This is a genomic window from Albirhodobacter sp. R86504 (genome assembly GCF_042466415.1).
Lineage (GTDB): Bacteria > Pseudomonadota > Alphaproteobacteria > Rhodobacterales > Rhodobacteraceae > Albirhodobacter.
Map to the genome: position 1 here is coordinate 313,261 of NZ_JAXHCH010000002.1, position 19,553 is coordinate 332,813.

Consider the following 19,553-nt stretch of genomic DNA (forward strand, 5'->3'; position numbering starts at 1 on the left):
ATCATAGGCAAGTTTGCAAATATCACCCGATGCTTTTGCAAATGATAGAAGTGCAGGCTCGGATCTGGCAAGGGAAATTAAAGTGACGCTGTTGGGAAACCCAAACCGATATCGCGCGTTTACCTTTTGCTGCGAGCTCGTCGCAGTGCTTCGGCAAAAGGCGTGCTCATGAAAAATGTCATTGATGTTGCAGGCGAGGGCGAGGGTGCGTGGCGTGCGCCGCTCAACGATGATGCGCGTATTGCGGTCATCGTTAACCAACGATCTGGCACGAATGCCCGCGACAGGGAGGCACTTGGCCGCGGGATTGAGGGGCTTGGCGCGCACCGCGTCCGGCGCTTTGAGTTTAAAAAGGGGGACGATATCTCCTCCGTCGTAAAGGCCGCCGTGGCGGACGGGGCGCAGGCCGTAGTTGCAGCGGGGGGGGATGGCACGGCGATGGCGGTGGCCGGCGGCGTGATGGGCACGGGGTGCGCGTTTTCGCATCTGCCGCTCGGGACGTTCAACTATTTTGCGCGGGGCGTTGGCTTGCCGGAGGACCCATTTACCGCGGCGCGCGAGATCGCGCGAGGAGTCGCCCGGCCCATTCATGTCGGGACGGTGAATGGGAAAGTGTTCCTCAACAATGCAAGTATCGGAATCTACCCGCAAATTTTGCGAGAGCGAGAAACAATCTACGCGCGGTTCGGGCGGCGCCGGATCATGGCGCATTGGTCCGTTGCGCGGACATTCTGGAAATTTCAGCGCCCGATGCATCTTGATGTGGTTGCGGATGGGCGCGCATTCTCATGCCGGTCTCCATTACTTTTTGTGTTCCGCTCCGCGTATCAGCTCAAAACTTTCGGTCTGGCGGGGGCGCGAAGTATTTCTGACGATCAGTTTGCCGTTCTGATCGGGCGTGGCGAGACCCGTCTTGATCTCTTTCGGACAGCATTGCGATTGGTGACCCGCACTGCGCAACTGGGGCGCGATTATGATTTTCTCGCAGCGCATGAAATCGTTGTCACCCCGCGACGCAAGCGACTTCTTCTTGCCTTTGATGGTGAGCGCGACAAAGCGGCGGCGCCGTTAACATTCAAGATGAGCGCTGAGCCGCTCTATGTGATTATGCCGCGACAGGGAGGTGAAACGTGAGGCGGATTATCCATCTTTCCGATTTGCACTTCGGGCGGGTCAATCCTGATCTGAAGGCCCCGCTTTTGAGAAAGATCGAGGCGCTCAAACCCGATCTGGTCGTGATTTCGGGCGATCTGACGCAACGCGCGCGCCCGAACCAGTTTCGTGAGGCGGCAGCGTTTATCGCGCAGATCGGCCCGCCGGTCCTGTGCGTTCCGGGTAACCACGACACCCCGCTCTACAATCTGTTTCAACGCTTCTTTGCGCCGTTTTCGCGGTACAAGCGCTATATTTCCGAGGATCTGGAGCCGGTCTATGCAGATCCCGAGGTGACTGTCGTCGGGCTGAACACTGTGAACCCCCGCGCGTTGCAGCGCGGGAAGTTTGGAAAGCACGCACGGGCGCGCGTCTGCCTGGCGCTTGGCGAGGATGCGGGGCAGATGCGGATCGTCGCTTTGCACCATCCGCCCGAGCAGGCAGAGGGTGCCGATAAACGATTGATGAAGGGCGCGCGCAAAGCCTTGCACGTGCTGTCGGCATGTGGCGCGGATGTGGTCTTGTCGGGGCATCTTCACCAAGCCGCCACCGCCCCGTTCCGCGCCGCGCCTGATCTTTTGTTCGTTCAGGCAGGCACGGGCCTATCGACGCGCGTGCGCGAGCAAGGCGATAATACCTTCAACCAGCTTGATATAACGCGCGACGCGCTGCGCGTCGTGACATGGTCCGCGCAGGGCGCCATTGACGGCGTCTTTATCGAGCGCGACACAAGTGAGTGGCGCCGCGATGCAGGGCTGTGGCGGAGGGCAGAGGCGTAAATTAGCAAGTTTGCAATTTGCAATCGAGTTGCTGCCAATTATTTGCAAAATTGCTCAAATCCATTTGGTGTCAATCGAATTCCCCTGTTAGGGTGGTAGAAATCTGCTCTCGGAGGTCGCCATGAAAGATATTCTCGAACAGTTGGAAAACCGTCGTGCCGCCGCGCGTCAAGGGGGCGGTCAGCGCCGGATTGATGCGCAGCATGCGAAGGGCAAGCTGACCGCGCGCGAGCGCGTCGAACTCTTGCTTGATGAGGGTTCGTTCGAAGAATTCGATATGTTCAAGGCGCATCGCTGCACCGATTTCGGGATGGAAGCAGATCGTCCCGCAGGGGACGGCGTCATCACCGGTTGGGGGACAGTGAACGGGCGGATGGTTTACGTCTTTTCGCAAGATTTCACGGTGTTTGGCGGGTCCTTGTCAGAGACACATGCCGAAAAAATTTGCAAAATCATGGATATGGCGATGCAAAACGGCGCGCCGGTTATTGGCATGAACGATTCTGGCGGCGCGCGAATTCAGGAGGGTGTGGCCTCGCTCGCGGGGTATGCGGAGGTGTTTCAGCGCAATATTATGGCGTCCGGGGTTGTCCCGCAGATCTCCTTGATCATGGGGCCATGCGCGGGCGGCGCGGTCTATTCGCCAGCGATGACGGATTTCATCTTCATGGTTAAAGACAGCTCCTATATGTTCGTTACCGGCCCTGACGTGGTGAAAACGGTCACGAATGAGGTTGTCACCGCAGAGCAATTGGGCGGCGCGTCAACGCACACCAAGAAGTCCTCCGTCGCGGATGGCGCATATGAAAATGATGTCGAAGCGATTGCCGAGACGCGGCGGCTGATCGATTTTCTTCCCCTCTCGAACCGTGAAAAAGCACCCGTGCGCCCGTTCTTCGACGATGTTGCGCGGGTCGAGGAAAGCCTTGATACGCTGATCCCGGATAATCCGAATGCGCCTTATGATATGAAGGAGCTGATTGTTAAACTGGCCGATGAGGGCGATTTCTTCGAGATCCAGAAAGAGTTCGCGGGCAATATCCTGACCGGGTTTGTGCGCCTTGAGGGGCAAACGGTAGGGGTCGTGGCGAACCAGCCGATGGTGCTGGCGGGCTGCCTTGATATCGATTCATCGCGTAAAGCGGCGCGGTTCGTGCGGTTCTGCGATGCCTTTGAAATTCCGATCCTGACCTTGGTCGATGTGCCAGGGTTCTTGCCGGGCACGAGCCAGGAATACGGCGGCGTGATCAAGCATGGCGCGAAACTGCTGTTTGCGTACGGCGAGGCCACGGTGCCGAAGGTCACGGTTATCACACGTAAGGCTTACGGCGGCGCGTATGATGTTATGGCGTCCAAGCATCTTCGCGGCGATTTTAACTACGCATGGCCCACAGCGGAGATTGCGGTGATGGGGGCGAAGGGGGCGGTCGAGATTCTGTACCGGTCCGAGCTGGGCGATAGCGATAAAATCGCCGCCCGCACGAAGGATTACGAGACGCGCTTTGCCAATCCGTTTGTGGCCGCCGAAAAGGGCTTCATTGACGAAGTGATCCAGCCGCGCTCCACCCGCCGTCGCGTTGCGCGGGCTTTCGCCAGCCTGCGTTCAAAGAAACTGTCCAATCCGTGGAAAAAACACGATAACATCCCCCTGTAAGGATTAATTTAGGGGCGCGATTTATGCAGTTGAAAATCGACATTGGCGAGGCGGCCGAGGCGGAACAGGTTAAGGCGCTGTCTCTCGGCGTGTTTGACCGTTCGGATTTGGCGAACCTGATCTTGCAGCGCTCGGAAGTGCTGTATGATCTGCCCCGTCAGGGGGCGGTGATCCGTGCTTGGAACTCGGGCGATAGCAGCTTGATCGAGGCGCAGGTGGATCGTCTGGGCGAGGAGATCGCGCGGCGGGCGGCGGGCGTCATCCATGCAGAATACATTAGCCTGCGGGAGACCCTACAAGAGCTCAATCCGCGTCATCTGGCCGATATCGGATGCGGCTACGGGTTCTTTTCGCTCTTTGCGGCGCAAGAGTTCGGATGCGATGTGACGCTGATTGATCTCGAAACCAATGATCAACGCCACTTCGGGTTCGAGGATGAGGCGGCGGCGTATTCCTCGCTGTCGGTGGCAAAAAAGCTGTTTGTCGACAATGGTGTGGCCGAGGCTAGGCTTGCCTGCGTTAATCCATCGCAAACGGATGTCCTGACGCTGAAACGTCCGGATCTCGCGATTTCGTTTCTTTCCTGCGGGTTCCACTATCCGGTTGATAGCTATGTCGAATTCTTTGAGAAAACCGTGACGGATGACGGCGCGGTGCTGCTCGACTTGCGCGAAAGCAACGCGCTGGGCCAGTTGATGAAGCTCACGCCGATGGGGCGGATCGAGGATCTGGACGCGCCACCCAAAGTGTTGCGGATTTTGTTGCGCAAGGGAGGGGCGGCATGAGTAACGTGATGTTCGCGGCGGCCCCTGTGGCCTTCGCGCAGGCGATGATGGTGTTTCATCCCGATCCGGCCGAGGCGGGGCAAGAGATCGAAGTGCCCTCGGGCCAGCGGGTGACGTGGGTGGATGCGATCCATGATGCGCAGGGCAGCGAAGGCAACGCGATGCGCTTTCGGTTCCTCGCGCCCTCCATTTCGGGGCGAAAGCCTATCGACAGTGAGGCCGCTTTGGCCGATATCGCGTGGTTGTGCGAGAACTTTGCTCTCGCGCGTATACCCAATATCGGCCCTCAGGTGAATCAGATCGTGGTTTCGCTGATGGATCAAGAAATCCCCTTCGGTGAGGCCGATGACACCGTCACCCAATATTTCGATGCCTTCAACATCACGAACGGCACCTGTGAACTGGAACTTTTCTATGATTAAACATCGCGGCTTCCCGGGGCGTCTGCCCTCCACCGATTTCCAATTCGTCATCCGTCGCGCCAATAAAAAAGGCGCCACAAAGATCATCAAACGCGAACGGTATAAGGATCGTGCGCCCGCGGACCGTCGCGCGGATGCGGGGTTTATGGCCGCGCTTTGGAATCATTTCGGCGAGGAGCCGTTTGAGCGTGGCAATCTCGATGCGGCGCGCATCTCTTGGCTGTTCGGGCGGGAGGTCGTCCCGGCTGAAGACCCGTTCGATCCGTGTGATTACGAGGCCTTGCTGCGGATCGACGTGGCAAAAGCCGAAATCGCCTTCCCCGAGGTCTTCGCCAAAGATGCCGAGCAGATCGAATGGGAAGATGAAGATGATGCGTGGGAGGACGACTGAGCATGGTTTTGCCGAGCCGATCCCAGTTCTGGCGCGAAACTGCCGAGGCCTTGCCGCGTGCGGATTCCGCTTTTGCCATTCGGGTCGGCACGGCGCATGATCAAGGGACGCGCGGTGTTCGACGTCGCGTCGTCTTTGTGGGGCAGGCGGCCTTTGGTCCGTCCGCCCAAACCCTGACCCCTTCCCCTGACTGCGGGTCCGGCCTTGCTTTGGCTGGACCCGATTTTCTCAGCCAGCCGGATCAATCTGCGCGTGTGAAAATAGATGCGCGCAATAAGCGAATTCATGCCCATCACGCGAGCGTGAGGCCAAGCCGCGACAAATTACGCTGTGCGCAGGCGCAAAACACGCTAAACTTCAGTGCATATAAAAACCCTACTGGAGGCAGATCCACATGCTCAAATCTTCGTTCTTCATCGCGCTCGTTGGCGCAACCGCTCTCTCGGGCTGCATGGCAACTGACGGCGAGCGCGCGCTCGGCGGTGCGGCTGCTGGTGCGCTCATCGCGGATGCAACAGACGAAAACATGGTCGCTGGTGCGGCGCTTGGCGCCCTCGCAGGCAGCTATTGCGATGACGCAGGCCTGTGCAGCAACCGCGGCTACTAATCGTCACGCCGACGCACTGACGCCGCGCACCGCGCTGCGTCATCTGACTATAAATTCACGCCACCGGAGCCCGCGCTCCGGTGGCGTTTTGCGTTCGGGCGAAGGGCGCAGGGGAATGAGCATTTGCAAATTGGTAAAATTCGGGGGCGCGCGTAACAGCGCGCGCGGGAGGGAAGTGTCATGTTCAAGAAAATTCTGATTGCCAACCGTGGCGAGATCGCATGTCGGGTTATCAAATCCGCGCAGAAGATGGGGATTAAAACGGTGGCCGTGTATTCGGACGCCGACCGAAATGCCTTACACGTAAAAATGGCCGATGAGGCTGTTCATATCGGGCCTTCGCCGGCCAACCAATCCTATATCGTGATTGACAAGATCATGGATGCGATCCGTCAAACGGGCGCAGAGGCGGTGCATCCGGGCTATGGGTTCTTGTCCGAGAACATGAAATTCGCGGAGGCTTTGGAGAAGGAAGGCGTGATTTTCGTCGGCCCTCCGTCCTCCGCGATTGAAAGCATGGGCGACAAGATCACCTCCAAAAAACTGGCGCAAGAGGCCGGTGTTTCCACGGTTCCCGGCTACATGGGGATCATTGCGGATGCCGAGGAGGCGGTGACGATCTCCGGCCAGATCGGCTATCCGGTGATGATCAAAGCCTCGGCGGGCGGCGGCGGCAAGGGGATGCGGATCGCGTGGTCGGAATCGGAAGTCAAAGAGGGGTTTGAATCCTCCAAGAACGAGGCCGCCAATTCCTTCGGGGATGACCGGATTTTCATCGAGAAATTCGTGACCCAGCCGCGCCATATCGAAATTCAGGTGCTCGCCGATCAACACGGCAATTGCGTCTATTTGCATGAGCGCGAATGCTCGATCCAGCGCCGGAACCAAAAGGTTATTGAAGAAGCGCCAAGCCCGTTCCTCGATCCCGAGACCCGCAAGGCGATGGGCGAACAGGCCTGCGCTTTGGCCAAAGCGGTGGGCTATACTTCGGCGGGCACGGTGGAGTTCATCGTCGACGGCAACCGTAATTTCTACTTCCTGGAAATGAACACCCGTTTGCAGGTGGAGCATCCCGTGACCGAACTGATCACCGGCGTTGATCTGGTGGAACAGATGATCCGCGTGGCCAATGGCGAGCCGCTTGCGTTCAAGCAAGACGACTTGAAAATCAACGGTTGGGCGATGGAAAGCCGTTTGTATGCCGAGGACCCGTATCGCAACTTCCTGCCATCGATTGGCCGATTGACGCGCTACCGTCCGCCTGTTGAGGGCGCAACGGATCGCGGCGGGATCGTGCGCAATGATACGGGCGTGTTTGAGGGCGGCGAGATTTCGATGTTCTATGACCCGATGATCGCGAAGCTCTGCACTTGGGCGCCGACGCGGTTGGAGGCGATTGAGGAAATGCGGCTTGCCCTTGATACGTTCGAGGTGGAAGGCATCGGCCACAACTTGCCGTTCTGCGCCGCCGTGATGGACCATCCGAAATTCGTGTCGGGCGAGATGACCACGGCCTTTATCGCCGAAGAATTCCCAGACGGCTTTGAGGGTGTGAGCCTCGAGACGCCGATGCTCAAACGCATCGCGGCCGCTGTCACGGCGATGAATTTCGTGGCCGAGGTGCGCCGCACGCGGATCTCCGGTACGTTAGGTAACCATGAGCGCAAGGTCGGGCGCGATTGGGTGGTGTCCTTGCAAGACGCCGAATTCGCCGTGACGATTGCGGCGGATCACGATGGATCCACGATCACCTTCGCAGATGGCAGCGCCCACCGCGTTGCCTCCGATTGGACGCCGGGGATGGCGCTCGCCAGTCTGACAGTGGACGGCGCGCCCTTGGTGTTGAAAACCGCCAAGATCCCGTCGGGGTTCCGCGTGCGCACACGCGGCGCGGATCTCAAAGCACATGTCCGCAGCCCGCGTCAGGCAGAGTTGGCGAAGCTGATGCCTGAGAAGTTGCCGCCCGATACGTCGAAATTCCTGCTCTGCCCGATGCCGGGGCTGGTGGTGAAAATCAACGTGGCTGAGGGCGACGAGGTGCAAGAAGGCCAGGCTTTGGCGACCGTTGAGGCGATGAAGATGGAAAACATCTTGCGCGCGGAACGTAAGGGCATCGTCAAATCGGTTTCGGCGGAGGCCGGCGCATCCCTGAAGGTGGATGATGTGATTATGGAGTTCGAATAAGATGATGCTGGCACAAAAACAGGCGTCTCGGGCTTTGCCCGTGATCGCCGCCTTTACGGCGTTTGCCGGTTTTTGTGCTCTGCAAATTTGGGCCTATGCATTGGCAGGGGCGTTCGAATACCCGCTCGATGATCCCTATATCCATCTCGCGATGGCGAAGGGGATCGCGCGCGGAACATATGGCGTGAATGCGGGCGAGGTGGCTTCGGCAGCCTCGTCGATTCTATATCCCGTGCTGCTTTTGCCGTTGGTTGGCAGCAAGGTGCAAATATTTGCCCCCATGATTGTGAATGCGCTGGCGGTGACGGGGGCGGGGGCGTTGTGGGGCGGCATCCTTGCGGCGGCGGGATATCGCGGCACGCTTGCGCTCGCGCTCGCTGGGGTCGGGCCGCTTGCGCTGAATATGCACGGCGTGGCCTTCTCGGGGTTGGAACACGAGCTGCATGTTGGGGCGTCGCTCTTGATGCTTCTGGGAATTGATCGGCTGGTCCGGCGGGGGCGCGTCGCGTGGTGGTTTGCGGCGGCGATTGTCGCGGCGCCACTCTTGCGCTTGGAAGGGTTGGCGCTGTCGGGGCTATCGCTTTGTGTCTTGGCAATTTATCGTCGGTTCGGCTGGGCGCTTTCACTGTGCGCGGCGGTTGCGGCCACGCTTGGCGGGTTCATGGCATATCTCGCCTCTCTGGGGCTGCCGCCTTTGCCTGGATCGGTCATCGCGAAACTGTCGCAAGTCTCCGCCCCGCAAGGCGGCGGGGTTGATGCTTTCCTCACCAGATTGGCTGAGGGTTTCACCACGAACTTGTGGCATCAAGGCGGGCTAATCCTCGGGGCGCTTGTCGTGCTGACCATCCTCATCCCAATTTTTGCGCCGCGTATGCGCGAGGGCGGCCGTATGGTCATCCTGCGCGTTGCGGGGGGGGCGGGGCTGGCGCATCTTGCGTTGGGGCAGGTTGGATGGATGGATCGCTACGAGCATTATGCGATCGTCACGTTGGTCAGCGCATTGCTTTTGTCGATGGCGGGGCTGAGCGGGAGGGACCATCTGCGGATGGCGGGGGTGATCGCAATCGCGTTTGTGTTAAGCATTTCCGCCTACCAGCCCAAACTGATCAAGGACTACGTCTGGGGCCCGTGGGTGCTTCATGTGCAGCATGCGCAAATGGCGCGATTTGCCCGTTTGGTTGAGGCGCCGGTAGCGGTGAACGACTTGGGGCGTGTCACGCTGGATAATCCGAATTACGTGCTTGATATCATGGGGTTGGGCAACGCTGAGGCATTGGCGCAACGCCAAGCGCGGCCCGCGAACGATGTCACATGGCTTGAGCCGTTACTCAAATCGCATGATGTGCAGGTGGCGATGGTTTACGACAACTGGTTCGGCGGCGAGATGAAATCCACGGGCTGGACGCGCATCGGTACTTTGGCGCAGCGGCCCAGCCTGCGTCACCCAGAGCCGATCTTGGGGCCGGCGGGATCGATCGAAGTCGCCTTCTATGCCCCCCCTGATGTCGCAGAGCGTATGACGGCGCTGGCGGTGGATTGGGCCAAAGACCTACCCGAGGGCGCACAGTTCAAGCTTGGTCTGCGGGCGGGTGACGGTGAAATCCTCACACGCGACGGCGGCATCGGCACCGGCGCTTTGGGCGGCCAAACAGTAGGCGACATCCGACCTGTGGCGGGGGAGCCGTGATGGAGATCATTCTGCACACAGGCGCTCATCGCACCGGGACGACATCGTTCCAATACTGGCTGCGGATGAACATGGATACCTTGGCTGATCACGGCACCGCGATTTGGGATCCGGTGATCACGCGCCGCGAGCCATTCATGCTGTTTAACGTGCCGCTTGATGACGCCACCGATACGCCGCGGATGCGCCAAACCACTGCAAAGCGGTTGCGCACGGAATTCGCACGGTTGGAAGCGCGGGGGATCAAGCGGTTGTTGATCTCGGAGGAAAACATTCTCGGAGGACTGCATCCATGTTTTGGGCGCAATGCGCTCTACCCCGAGGCACACGATCGTTTGACGCGGTTGCGGCGCCTTTTCGGGGACCGGATCAGCCGCTTTGCCTTCACCATCCGTGACTATCGCCCGTTTTGGGGGTCTGCGGTGGGGTTGATGGTTGCGCGCAAGAACGCGCTTCCAACGGGGACAGATTTTCGTAAAATCGCCGCAAACCCGCGCGGATGGAGGGATCTGTCTGAGGATTTCGCAGCGCAATTTCCCGAAGTTCCCCAGATCATCGCGCCGTTCGAGCGGTTCTTGGATGATCCGTTCGGGCAACTGACGGCCCTGATCGGCGCGCCTCCCGTGCCTGCGGGTGTTCGTCTGACAAAGCCTGTCCAGCGCAATGCGTCGCCCTCTCCCGAGCAATTGAGGGCAGCGCTGGGCGCGGAGACATTGCTGACGCCTGCGGGCAAGGTCGCGCTGTTCTTTCCCGAGGAAATCGCAGCGATGGAAGCTCGTTACACCGATGATCAGGCTTGGTTTGTCGCGCAAACCGGCCCGGTCACCTATCTAGCCCGGTAACCTATCTTAAGTGAGCGCCGCCCGAACAGGCAGGCGAGAGAGGACAGAAGATGAGTAAAGGCAATCCGACAGTCTCGTTTGAGGCAATGCAAGCTGAGTGGCAGGCGCTGGCGCAAAAAGAATTGCGCGGCAAACCATTGAACGATCTGACATGGCACACGCTTGAGGGCATCGAGGTCAAACCGCTCTACACCGCGCAAGATGTGGAGCATCTCAACCACCTTGGCTCGATGCCGGGCATCGCGCCGTTTACCCGTGGTCCGCGCGCGACGATGTATGCGGGGCGACCATGGACGATCCGGCAATATGCGGGTTTTTCAACGGCTGAGGCGTCAAACGCGTTCTACCGCAAAGCCTTGGCGGCGGGGCAGCAGGGCGTTTCCGTCGCCTTCGACCTTGCGACGCATCGCGGATACGATTCCGATCATCCGCGCGTGGAGGGCGATGTCGGCAAGGCGGGCGTGGCGATTGACAGCGTCGAGGATATGAAGATCCTGTTCGATGGCATCCCGCTGGAGAAAGTGTCGGTGTCGATGACGATGAACGGCGCAGTGATCCCGATCCTAGCGAATTTTATTGTCACGGGCGAGGAACAAGGCGTGGATCGCAAGCTGCTATCGGGCACGATCCAGAACGATATTCTCAAAGAATTCATGGTGCGCAACACCTATGTGTACCCGCCTGAACCCTCAATGCGGATCATCGCGGATATTATTGAATACACCGCCAATGAGATGCCGAAGTTCAATTCGATCTCGATTTCCGGCTATCACATGCAAGAAGCGGGCGCGAACCTTGTGCAGGAATTGGCCTATACGCTGGCCGATGGGCGCGAATATGTGCGCGCCGCGATCCGTGCGGGGATGGATGTGGATGCCTTCGCGGGGCGGCTGTCGTTCTTCTTCGCGATCGGGATGAACTTCTTCATGGAGGCCGCAAAACTGCGCGCCGCGCGGCTGCTTTGGCACCGGATCATGACGGAGTTCGAGCCGAAGAAAGAGGGCTCGATGATGTTGCGGACCCATTGCCAAACCTCTGGCGTGTCGTTGCAAGAACAAGACCCGTATAACAACGTGGTCCGCACCGCCTATGAGGCGATGGCGGCGGCGCTGGGGGGCACGCAATCGCTGCATACCAATGCGCTGGATGAGGCGATTGCCCTGCCGACCGATTTTTCGGCCCGCATCGCCCGTAACACCCAACTGATTTTGCAAGAAGAAACCGGCATCACCAATGTCGTCGATCCGCTTGCCGGGTCGTATTACGTCGAGAGCCTGACGGCGGAACTGGCCGAAAAGGCATGGGCGCTGATCGAGGAAGTCGAGGAAATGGGCGGGATGACCAAGGCCGTGGCGACGGGGATGCCCAAGCTGCGCATTGAGGAGTCAGCGGCCAAGCGCCAAGCCATGATTGATCGCGGCGAGGAAGTTATCGTGGGGGTGAACAAGTATCGCCTTGCGAAGGAAGACCCGATCGACATTCTGGATATCGATAACGTGGCTGTGCGCGAAAGCCAGATCGCGCGGCTTAAATCCATGCGCGACAGCCGTGATGAGGCGGCCTGCTCGGCCGCGCTGGCCGAGTTGACACGCCGCGCGAAGGAGGGGGGCAACCTGCTCGAAGCCGCCGTGGAAGCCGCCCGTGCGCGGGCCTCTGTCGGAGAGATTTCAATGGCGATGGAAGAAGAATTCGGCCGGCACCGCGCGGAGGTCAAAACCCTCGCAGGGGTCTACGGCGCGGCCTACGCGGGCGATGAAGGTTTCGCGCAGATCCAGCGCGATGTCGAGGCGTTTGCCGAGGTGGAGGGGCGTCGCCCACGGATGCTTGTGGTGAAGATGGGGCAGGATGGCCATGATCGCGGGGCAAAAGTCATCGCGACTGCCTTTGCCGATATCGGGTTTGATGTGGATGTGGGCCCGTTGTTCCAAACCCCTGATGAGGCTGCGCAAGATGCCATCGACAATGATGTGCATATCGTGGGCATTTCAAGTCAGGCGGCGGGTCATAAAACCCTCGCGCCCAAGTTGATCGCCGCGCTCAAAGCCCAAGGCGCAGGCGATATTTTGGTGATTTGTGGCGGCGTCATTCCGCAGCAGGACTACGATTTCCTCAAGGCGGCGGGCGTCAAGGCGATCTTTGGTCCAGGCACCAACATCCCCGCCGCCGCGCGCGAAATCCTAGATCTGATCCGCGCCACGCGGACATGATTGGGGCGTAAAGCTAGGGCAACCGAGGGCTTCCCTTCGGTTGCCTGTGTACATATCTGATCGCTGATAAGCGGGCCCGGTTTTAGCCCCGCCCACGGTAAAATCCGCCCGATGGTCCGCCCGTTGTGACGGGCATCTGCGGCATCCCTGCGCAAATGGCCGCGATCGAAGGAGGGACCATGCATATCCGCCCGATCAATGTGAATGATATCCCCGCGATCCTCGCGTTTTGGAACGCCGAGATCCAAGCAGGCGTATCGACGTTCTCGACCGATCTGCACACGCGTGAGACGATAGGGGCGTTAATCGATCAACGGCGCGCTCAAAACCGCGGATTTTTCGTGGCGGAACAAGGCGGCGTGGTGGTGGGCTTCGCGACTTATGATCAGTTTCGCGGAAGCATCGGCTACCGCCACACTATGGAGCATTCCATCTGCCTTGCGCCCTCGGCGCGGCGGGGCGGTGTGGGGCGGGCGCTTCTGCGCGCGGTTGAGGACCATGTCCGCGCGCAAGGACATCACACTATGATCGCCGCGATCAGCGGTGAAAATACGGGGGCTATCGGCTTTCATGCGGCGCAATCTTATGCCGAGACGGGCCGATTGCGTGAGGTCGGACGAAAATTTGATCGTTGGTTCGATCTTGTGGTGATGCAAAAGGCGTTGTGACGGGGTAACATCGCCTGATGGAACGTATTAGCCTCTGGTCCCGTATCGTTGACGCTTTCGCAGCTGTTGCTCGCGGGGAGGGGTTGACCTCTGTCTTTGACAAGCTGCGCACCCCGCCCGAGAGATCGGTCGCTTTCACAATCGCGGTGATTGCGCTGGGGGCAAAAATGGCGAAGGCCGACGGGGAGGTCACGCGATCGGAGGTGCGCGCCTTTCGCGAGGTTTTCCACATTCCGGCGTCGGAGGAAGCGAACGCGGCCAAAGTGTTCAACCTCGCGCGGCAGGATGTGGCAGGATTTGAGCAATGGGCCGCGAAAATTGCCGCGATGTTCGGGCCGGGGGCAGAAGTGCTCAAGGATATTTTGGAAGGCCTGTTCCATATCGCGATTGCGGATGGCGATTATCACGAAGCCGAGGATGCGTTTTTGCAAGAGGTCGCGCGGATTTTCGATCTGCACGCCTGCTGCTATCGCGGTATTCGATCGCGCTATGTGCCGGATGCGGCGCCCGATCCTTATGCGGTTTTAGGGCTGGAAGCAGATGCGCCGCTGGAGGTCGCGAAAGCCGCCTTCCGCCGTGCGATATTCGATGCCCACCCTGACCGTGCGATGGCGCGGGGGATGCCGGAAGAAGCCGTGCGTCTCGCGCAAGAGCGTGTGCGCGCGGTGACGCAAGCGTGGGATGAAATTCGCACCCGCGAGGCGGCATGACCGCGAACCGCCTGCGGATCGCCACCTATAATACCGAATGGTTTACGGGCCTGTTCGATCGCAATGGCGAGATCCTCGCAGATGACGGGCCCTCGGCGCGCTACGGGATCACCCGCGCGGAGCAACTTGAGGCCTTGGCGATTGCCTTCACCGCGATGGACGCCGATCTGATCATGATTATCGAGGCGCCCGATACCAACTCGCGCCGTGCGACCGTGCCGATGTTGGAGACATTCGCGGCGCGCTTTGGTTTGCGGACGCGGCGTGCGTTGATGGGGTTTGCGAATGAGACGCAGCAAGAGATTGCGATCTTGTTCGATCCCGATGTTCTTTCGGCGCGCCATGCGCCATGCGGCGCGCCCGTGCCCGAGGATGATCGAACGCCCCGCTTCGATGCGCGCTATAAGATCGATCTCGATATCGATGCCAAACCCGATCTGGTTACGTTTTCCAAACCTCCGTTCGAGGTGGCGGTCACGCTGAACGCGGGCGCGGGGAAGGGGGGCGAGCTGCGGTTGATTGGTGTGCATATCAAGTCAAAGGCGCCCCACGGTGCGACCTCCGCCGAAACCGCGACACGCATTGCCATTGAGAACCGTCGCAAGCAGCTGGCGCAGTCAATCTGGCTGCGCGGACGGGTGGATGAAATGCTCGCGCCAGATGCGCAGACCGCGTCGACGCCCTTGATTGTCTTGGGCGATTTCAACGACGGTCCCGGGCTCGACGAATATGAGAAGCTCTTCGGGCGCTCCAGCGTGGAGATCGTTCTGGGCGAGGACCGCCCCACGCCGCAGCAACTTTTCGATCCTCATGCCGCCCGCATCCTCGCGCGGCCCACGCTCGCTGCGCCGGTGTCAGCGCGGTTCTATAATGCTGAGGAAAAACGCTATTTCGCGGCGATGCTTGATTACATTATGGTCTCGCGCAATCTGTGCGCCGCGGCGAAGAATTGGCGCATTTGGCATCCGTTTGACGATGCGAAATGCTATCAAACGACCGAGCTGCGCGAGGCTTTGTTGATGGCGTCGGATCATTTTCCGGTCTCGATTGACATCGATGTGAGCAAACTTCCCGTTAAGGGGGATGACAGATCGCATTGCGACGCCCATATCTAGCGCATGAGATACGCAACCGCCTTCCTGCTGGGATTATCGCTCACGCCGCTTGACGCGGGTGATGCGCGCGCGTGGTGGTGGTCCAATGACGAGGCCACGCCAAGCGAGGCGCCCGTACAACCCCAGCCCGCGCCGCAGCCCGAGATACCCCAGCCCGCGCCCCAATTATCTGACGAGTTATCTGACGGCGCAACGGATCAGGACGGGGGCACGAGCTCGGTCGAGGATTTCGATGCGGGGGCGGATATGCTGTCGCGCGGGGCGGAGCTTTTGTTTGAAGGGCTGCGTAAGGAAATGGCGCCCGCGCTTGGAGAATTGCGCGATGGCATCGGCGATACATTGACCGAGATTCAGCCAGCGCTGCGCGACCTTTCGGAGATGATCGGGGACATGCGCCATTATGAGGCGCCGGTTCAACTGCCCAACGGCGATATCGTCATCCGTCGCAAGGGCGATGCGCCGCCGTTCAGCCCGAGAACCACACCCGACGCGGCGCCTGAGGGGCTTTCAAACGGCGATGCGATTGACCTTTAATCTTCTGGGCGGATGACTTCGGTCGTCGCGCCCAATGATTTCGCCAGCGAATTGAACCGAGATTCCACTACTTCGCCAAACAATCCAACGCCCCGTTTCGTCAACGTCAGTTGCAGCACTTTGCGCTTTGGGAAATGCTGAATCGCGCCGGCATCCATCGGGGATTGGATGGTGAACATGGACGAGAACCTCAGGGCCTTGCCCAAAACTTCCGCCTGTTTGATCTCGTCCTCATTCAACAAGGCAAACATCGGCTCCATCGCGGAACCGGAGCGCGAATTTTTGTACCGGTGCAACAGCGCAAGCCCGAGGAAAACGCGCTCGGGGTGGCTCAACGCAGCCATATTTGCGCGCGTGACGTTGTCAAAACACGCCTCCGCTCGGTAATCGGGATGCGCGCGCCACGTCGTATCATGCAGCAGGCATGCCGCCTTCACCAAGCGCAGCTTGCTTTCCGATGCACGAGGATAGAGCGGCAGGATGAATTCGTAGAGCTTTTTACCGAACCCCGGCACCCGCGCCATCGTGCGTTCGGAGTAGCGGCACGCCTCGATCAGCGGATCGCGCCGCCGCAACCGTTCGGGCATTTGTTCGTAAAGCATCCCCTCGCGAATACCGTAGGAGGAGATGCAAAACTCTTTGGGGCGGAACGCATGCAGCAATTCCAAAAGCACCATCGACGCCAATGGCACCAACTCCATCCGCGCGGAGGAGGTGCCGGTCTTTTGGCGGAGTTCGTTCATATCCGATTTGCGAATCCACGCAATTGTTTGCGCGACCGCCTGTGGACCCATCGAATATTCGTGTAAAACTGTCAGCGGATAATTCCGCCGCTCCATATCCAAGCGCGCAATTGCACGCCATGAGCCACCAACGAGGTAGATGCGTTCGTGATCCGTGCCCATCTTCGCGGCGAGATCAGCCATCACGCCTTTGATATGCGCGACGATCCCCGCGCGGCCGCCCTCAATCTGTTGTAGGCGAAACGGCCCGAGCGGCGACGTTACACGTTGGCCCACTTGCCCGTCGCGGACATCGGCCAGCTCCATCGAGTTGCCGCCGATATCACACACCAGCCCGTTCGCCTCCGGCCAGCCCAGCAAAACACCCTGCGCGGAGAGGCGCGCTTCCTCGTCGCCGTCGATGACGTGGATTTTCAGGCCTGTCTCACGTTCCAGCAGGCGGCGGAACTCCGGACCATCCTCGGCCTCGCGCATCGCGGCGGTGGCAACAACGGTGAAAGGCGAGACCTCCATCCCCTTTGCAAGCGCCGCAAAGCGCCGCAGGGCAGAGAGCGCACGAATGCGACCTTGCGGGTTAAGCCGGCCGGTTTCGGCCAAACCCTGACCCAGACCGGCCATAACCTTTTCATTGTAGAAATATGCAGGCGAGCGCGCGGCGCCGTCAAACACCACCATCCGCACCGAGTTCGACCCGATATCAACCACGCCGACACGGTCTAGACCGCGAACGGATGGATCATCGAAAAGCGAGCGTCCGAAGGGCTCCCACTCACCGCGTTTTGCGGCTCCGCGTTTGTCTGAGGGCATCGCGTCCGTCCAAGCTGCGACTCACAAATTGGTGAGCCCTATGAAGGATTAGGCCTACTCGGGCGTATGAGCAAGCTTCGGGACGTCTTTTGCCCCTGCGGAACCCCGACCCGATAGCGACGGGTTCTCCATAAAGAAGCGATGGCAGTTGAAGAATTCGCCCCCTTCAGGGAGGTGGCGAATGAATTTCCCATCTGGCTGCAACACCCAGCTTTGCGATTCGTCCGCGAGGTTTGCGGCCATGATCTGGCTGAGGATTTGGGCCTTCACCGTGTCATTCTTCGCTTCGACCAAGGTTTCAACACGGCGGTTGAGGTTGCGGCCCATCCAATCGGCGGAGGAGAAGAACACCCGCGCATGTTTGGAGGGCAGGGCATGGCCATTGCCAAAGCACACGATGCGCGAATGTTCCAAGAACCGACCAACGATCGATTTGACGCGGATATTCTCCGAAAGACCCGCGATCCCCGGGCGCACGCCGCAAATACCGCGGATGATCAGGGTGATCTTCACCCCCGCATTTGACGCCGCATACAGCGCGTCGATCACTTCAGGCTCGATCAGCGAATTCATCTTCGCCCAGATCTCCGCCGGTCGTCCCGCTTTCGCATGGGCGGCCTCGCGGCCGATCAATTCGATAAGGCGCGATTTCATTGAGAAAGGCGAGATCGACAGATTCTCAAGACCTTCAGGCTGCACATAGCCGGAGAGGTAATTGAACACTTTCGTCGCGTCGCGGCCCAATGCCTGATCGCAGGTGAATAAGCTCAGATCGGTATAAATCCGCGCGGTGATCGGGTGGTAGTTGCCCGTACCATAGTGGGTATAGGTCACCAGCTTGTCGCCCTCGCGCCGCACCACGGTGGAGATTTTCGCGTGGGTTTTGTAATTCATGAACCCGTAAACGACATGGGCGCCCGCGCGTTCCAACCGCCGCGATTGGCGGATATTTGCGGCCTCGTCAAACCGCGCTTTCAACTCGACGAGGGCGGTCACCGATTTGCCCGCCTCGGCGGCCTCGCATAGCGCGGAGACGATCGGGCTATCTTTTGAGGTGCGATAAAGAGTTTGTTTGATCGCCAGAACATTGGGATCAGCGGCCGCTTGTTGCAAGAACCGCACCACCATATCGAAGGTCTCATAGGGGTGGTGCAACAGCATGTCTTTCTGGCGGATCGCGGAGAACATATCGCCGTCGTGATCTTGCACGCGCTCGGGGACGCGCGGTGTGAACACCGGCCAGAGCAGCTCGGGGCGTTCCGACAGCACGAGTTCCTTCAGATCGGCAACGCCAACCAAGCCTTTGACCTCAATGACCTCATCTGGGCTGACATGGAGTTCCTCCATAATCAGCTCGCGCAAGTTATCGGGCGCGCCTGCCGAGATTTTCATCCGGATCACCGATCCGCGACGGCGGCGTTTCAATGCGGTCTCGAACTCGCGCACCAGATCCTCCGCCTCATCCTCGACTTCGAGATCCGAGTCGCGCAGCACGCGGAAGGCGCAATGCCCCACATCCTCATATCCGGGGAATAGGGACGACAGGTTCAGCAGCAAAAGCTCCTCCAGCGGCAAGAAACGCGCCGTGCCCGGAAGGCGGACGAAGCGGTCGATCTGCTGGGGGATCGGCAGAAGGGCTTGCAAGTGGCGGCGGTCAGAGCTGCGTTCGAGTTCCAACGCGAGGCAGAAGCCGGTATTCGGGATAAACGGGAACGGATGCGCCGGATCAATCGCAAGAGGTGAGAGGACGGGGAAGACATTGTTCAGGAAATGCGCCTCGAGGAACTCGAGATCGCGTTTCGTCAGCTTCGCCCGCGTGACGACATGAATGCCGGCCGTTTCCATCTCGCGCTTGAGCCGGTTCCAGCTTGTTTGCTGGGTTTCCATCAGGCGGCGCGCATCGGTATCAATGATCGTCAGCTGCTCGGAGGGGCTCCGGCCATCGTCGGATGTTGCCATATTTCCTTCGCGCATCAACTCGCGCAAACCGGCCACACGGACGGTATAGAACTCGTCGAGATTGCCAGCCGAAATTGACAGGAACCGCAGGCGTTCTAGGAGCGGCACACGCGGGTTGCGGGCCTCCTCGAGCACGCGCCAATTGAAGGCCAGCCACGACATCTCGCGGTTGAAAAATCGTTTTGGGCCAGCCGTTTCCTCCTCGGGGAGGGTGACGGGGGCGGGGAAGGGCGACTTGAGGAAATCTGCTTGTGTCATACTGCGCTCTTAAGGGGGCTTTGTAATGGCTGCGTGACAGTTTCGGCAG

General features: G+C 59.7%; 17 protein-coding genes. 15 read left to right on the forward strand and 2 right to left on the reverse strand.

The window, feature by feature from the left end:
* The first annotated feature begins 168 nt into the window (after positions 1-168).
* The 15 genes from SJY32_RS03570 (at position 169) to SJY32_RS03640 (ending at position 15,737) form a co-directional block, all read left to right on the forward strand.
* Complete coding sequence (locus tag SJY32_RS03570; protein WP_376871689.1) at positions 169-1,134, forward strand: diacylglycerol/lipid kinase family protein; 966 nt, start codon at positions 169-171, stop codon at positions 1,132-1,134.
* The gene (locus SJY32_RS03575; RefSeq protein ID WP_376871692.1) at positions 1,131-1,931 is read left to right on the forward strand and encodes a metallophosphoesterase family protein; all 801 of its coding nucleotides are present in this window, start codon (positions 1,131-1,133) and stop codon (positions 1,929-1,931) included. Before SJY32_RS03570 ends, SJY32_RS03575 begins: the two co-directional genes overlap by 4 nt.
* A gap of 121 nt (positions 1,932-2,052) precedes the next feature.
* Entirely contained in the window at positions 2,053-3,585 is a 1,533-nt protein-coding gene (locus SJY32_RS03580; protein ID WP_376871695.1) for an acyl-CoA carboxylase subunit beta, read from the forward strand.
* Positions 3,586-3,608: 23 nt separating this feature from the next.
* A complete protein-coding gene (locus SJY32_RS03585; RefSeq protein ID WP_376871698.1) occupies positions 3,609-4,370 on the forward strand; it encodes an SAM-dependent methyltransferase in 762 nt (253 codons plus the stop codon).
* Positions 4,367-4,792, forward strand: a complete 426-nt coding sequence (locus SJY32_RS03590) for a DUF6497 family protein (RefSeq protein WP_376871701.1) — start codon at positions 4,367-4,369, stop codon at positions 4,790-4,792. Before SJY32_RS03585 ends, SJY32_RS03590 begins: the two co-directional genes overlap by 4 nt.
* The gene (locus tag SJY32_RS03595) at positions 4,785-5,183 is read left to right on the forward strand and encodes a hypothetical protein (protein WP_376871704.1); all 399 of its coding nucleotides are present in this window, start codon (positions 4,785-4,787) and stop codon (positions 5,181-5,183) included. Before SJY32_RS03590 ends, SJY32_RS03595 begins: the two co-directional genes overlap by 8 nt.
* 394 nt (positions 5,184-5,577) lie before the next feature.
* Positions 5,578-5,790, forward strand: coding sequence for a hypothetical protein (locus tag SJY32_RS03600; RefSeq protein WP_376871706.1), 213 nt, complete (start codon positions 5,578-5,580; stop codon positions 5,788-5,790).
* Between the two features lie 180 nt (positions 5,791-5,970).
* A complete protein-coding gene (locus SJY32_RS03605; protein WP_376871709.1) occupies positions 5,971-7,974 on the forward strand; it encodes an acetyl-CoA carboxylase biotin carboxylase subunit in 2,004 nt (667 codons plus the stop codon).
* Position 7,975: 1 nt separating this feature from the next.
* The gene (locus tag SJY32_RS03610) at positions 7,976-9,661 is read left to right on the forward strand and encodes a hypothetical protein (RefSeq protein WP_376871711.1); all 1,686 of its coding nucleotides are present in this window, start codon (positions 7,976-7,978) and stop codon (positions 9,659-9,661) included.
* On the forward strand, positions 9,661-10,503 hold the full coding sequence (locus tag SJY32_RS03615) for a hypothetical protein (protein ID WP_376871713.1): 843 nt from the start codon (positions 9,661-9,663) through the stop codon (positions 10,501-10,503). The genes SJY32_RS03610 and SJY32_RS03615 overlap by 1 nt, the downstream gene beginning before the upstream one ends.
* Before the next feature lie 50 nt (positions 10,504-10,553).
* A complete protein-coding gene (scpA, locus tag SJY32_RS03620; RefSeq protein ID WP_376871715.1) occupies positions 10,554-12,710 on the forward strand; it encodes a methylmalonyl-CoA mutase in 2,157 nt (718 codons plus the stop codon).
* A gap of 179 nt (positions 12,711-12,889) precedes the next feature.
* Positions 12,890-13,378 (forward strand): GNAT family N-acetyltransferase, encoded by a 489-nt coding sequence (locus SJY32_RS03625; protein ID WP_376871717.1) that lies wholly within the window; start codon positions 12,890-12,892, stop codon positions 13,376-13,378.
* A 26-nt stretch (positions 13,379-13,404) separates the two neighbouring features.
* Positions 13,405-14,088, forward strand: a complete 684-nt coding sequence (locus SJY32_RS03630) for a TerB family tellurite resistance protein (protein ID WP_376877554.1) — start codon at positions 13,405-13,407, stop codon at positions 14,086-14,088.
* Positions 14,089-14,099: 11 nt separating this feature from the next.
* Positions 14,100-15,203 (forward strand): endonuclease/exonuclease/phosphatase family protein, encoded by a 1,104-nt coding sequence (locus SJY32_RS03635; protein ID WP_376877556.1) that lies wholly within the window; start codon positions 14,100-14,102, stop codon positions 15,201-15,203.
* Between the two features lie 3 nt (positions 15,204-15,206).
* Positions 15,207-15,737 carry a hypothetical protein gene (locus SJY32_RS03640; RefSeq protein WP_376871720.1) on the forward strand — a complete coding sequence of 177 codons (531 nt, stop codon included), beginning with the start codon at positions 15,207-15,209 and terminating at the stop codon, positions 15,735-15,737.
* On the opposite strand, the gene SJY32_RS03645 is transcribed toward SJY32_RS03640, so the two are convergent.
* Together SJY32_RS03645 and SJY32_RS03650 are read right to left on the reverse strand one after the other, a co-directional pair.
* Positions 15,734-17,287 carry a Ppx/GppA family phosphatase gene (locus SJY32_RS03645; RefSeq protein ID WP_376871723.1) on the reverse strand — a complete coding sequence of 518 codons (1,554 nt, stop codon included), beginning with the start codon at positions 17,285-17,287 and terminating at the stop codon, positions 15,734-15,736. The genes SJY32_RS03640 and SJY32_RS03645 overlap by 4 nt on opposite strands.
* Positions 17,288-17,341: 54 nt before the next feature.
* A complete protein-coding gene (locus SJY32_RS03650) occupies positions 17,342-19,504 on the reverse strand; it encodes an RNA degradosome polyphosphate kinase (RefSeq protein WP_376871726.1) in 2,163 nt (720 codons plus the stop codon).
* Between the last annotated feature and the right edge of the window lie 49 nt (positions 19,505-19,553).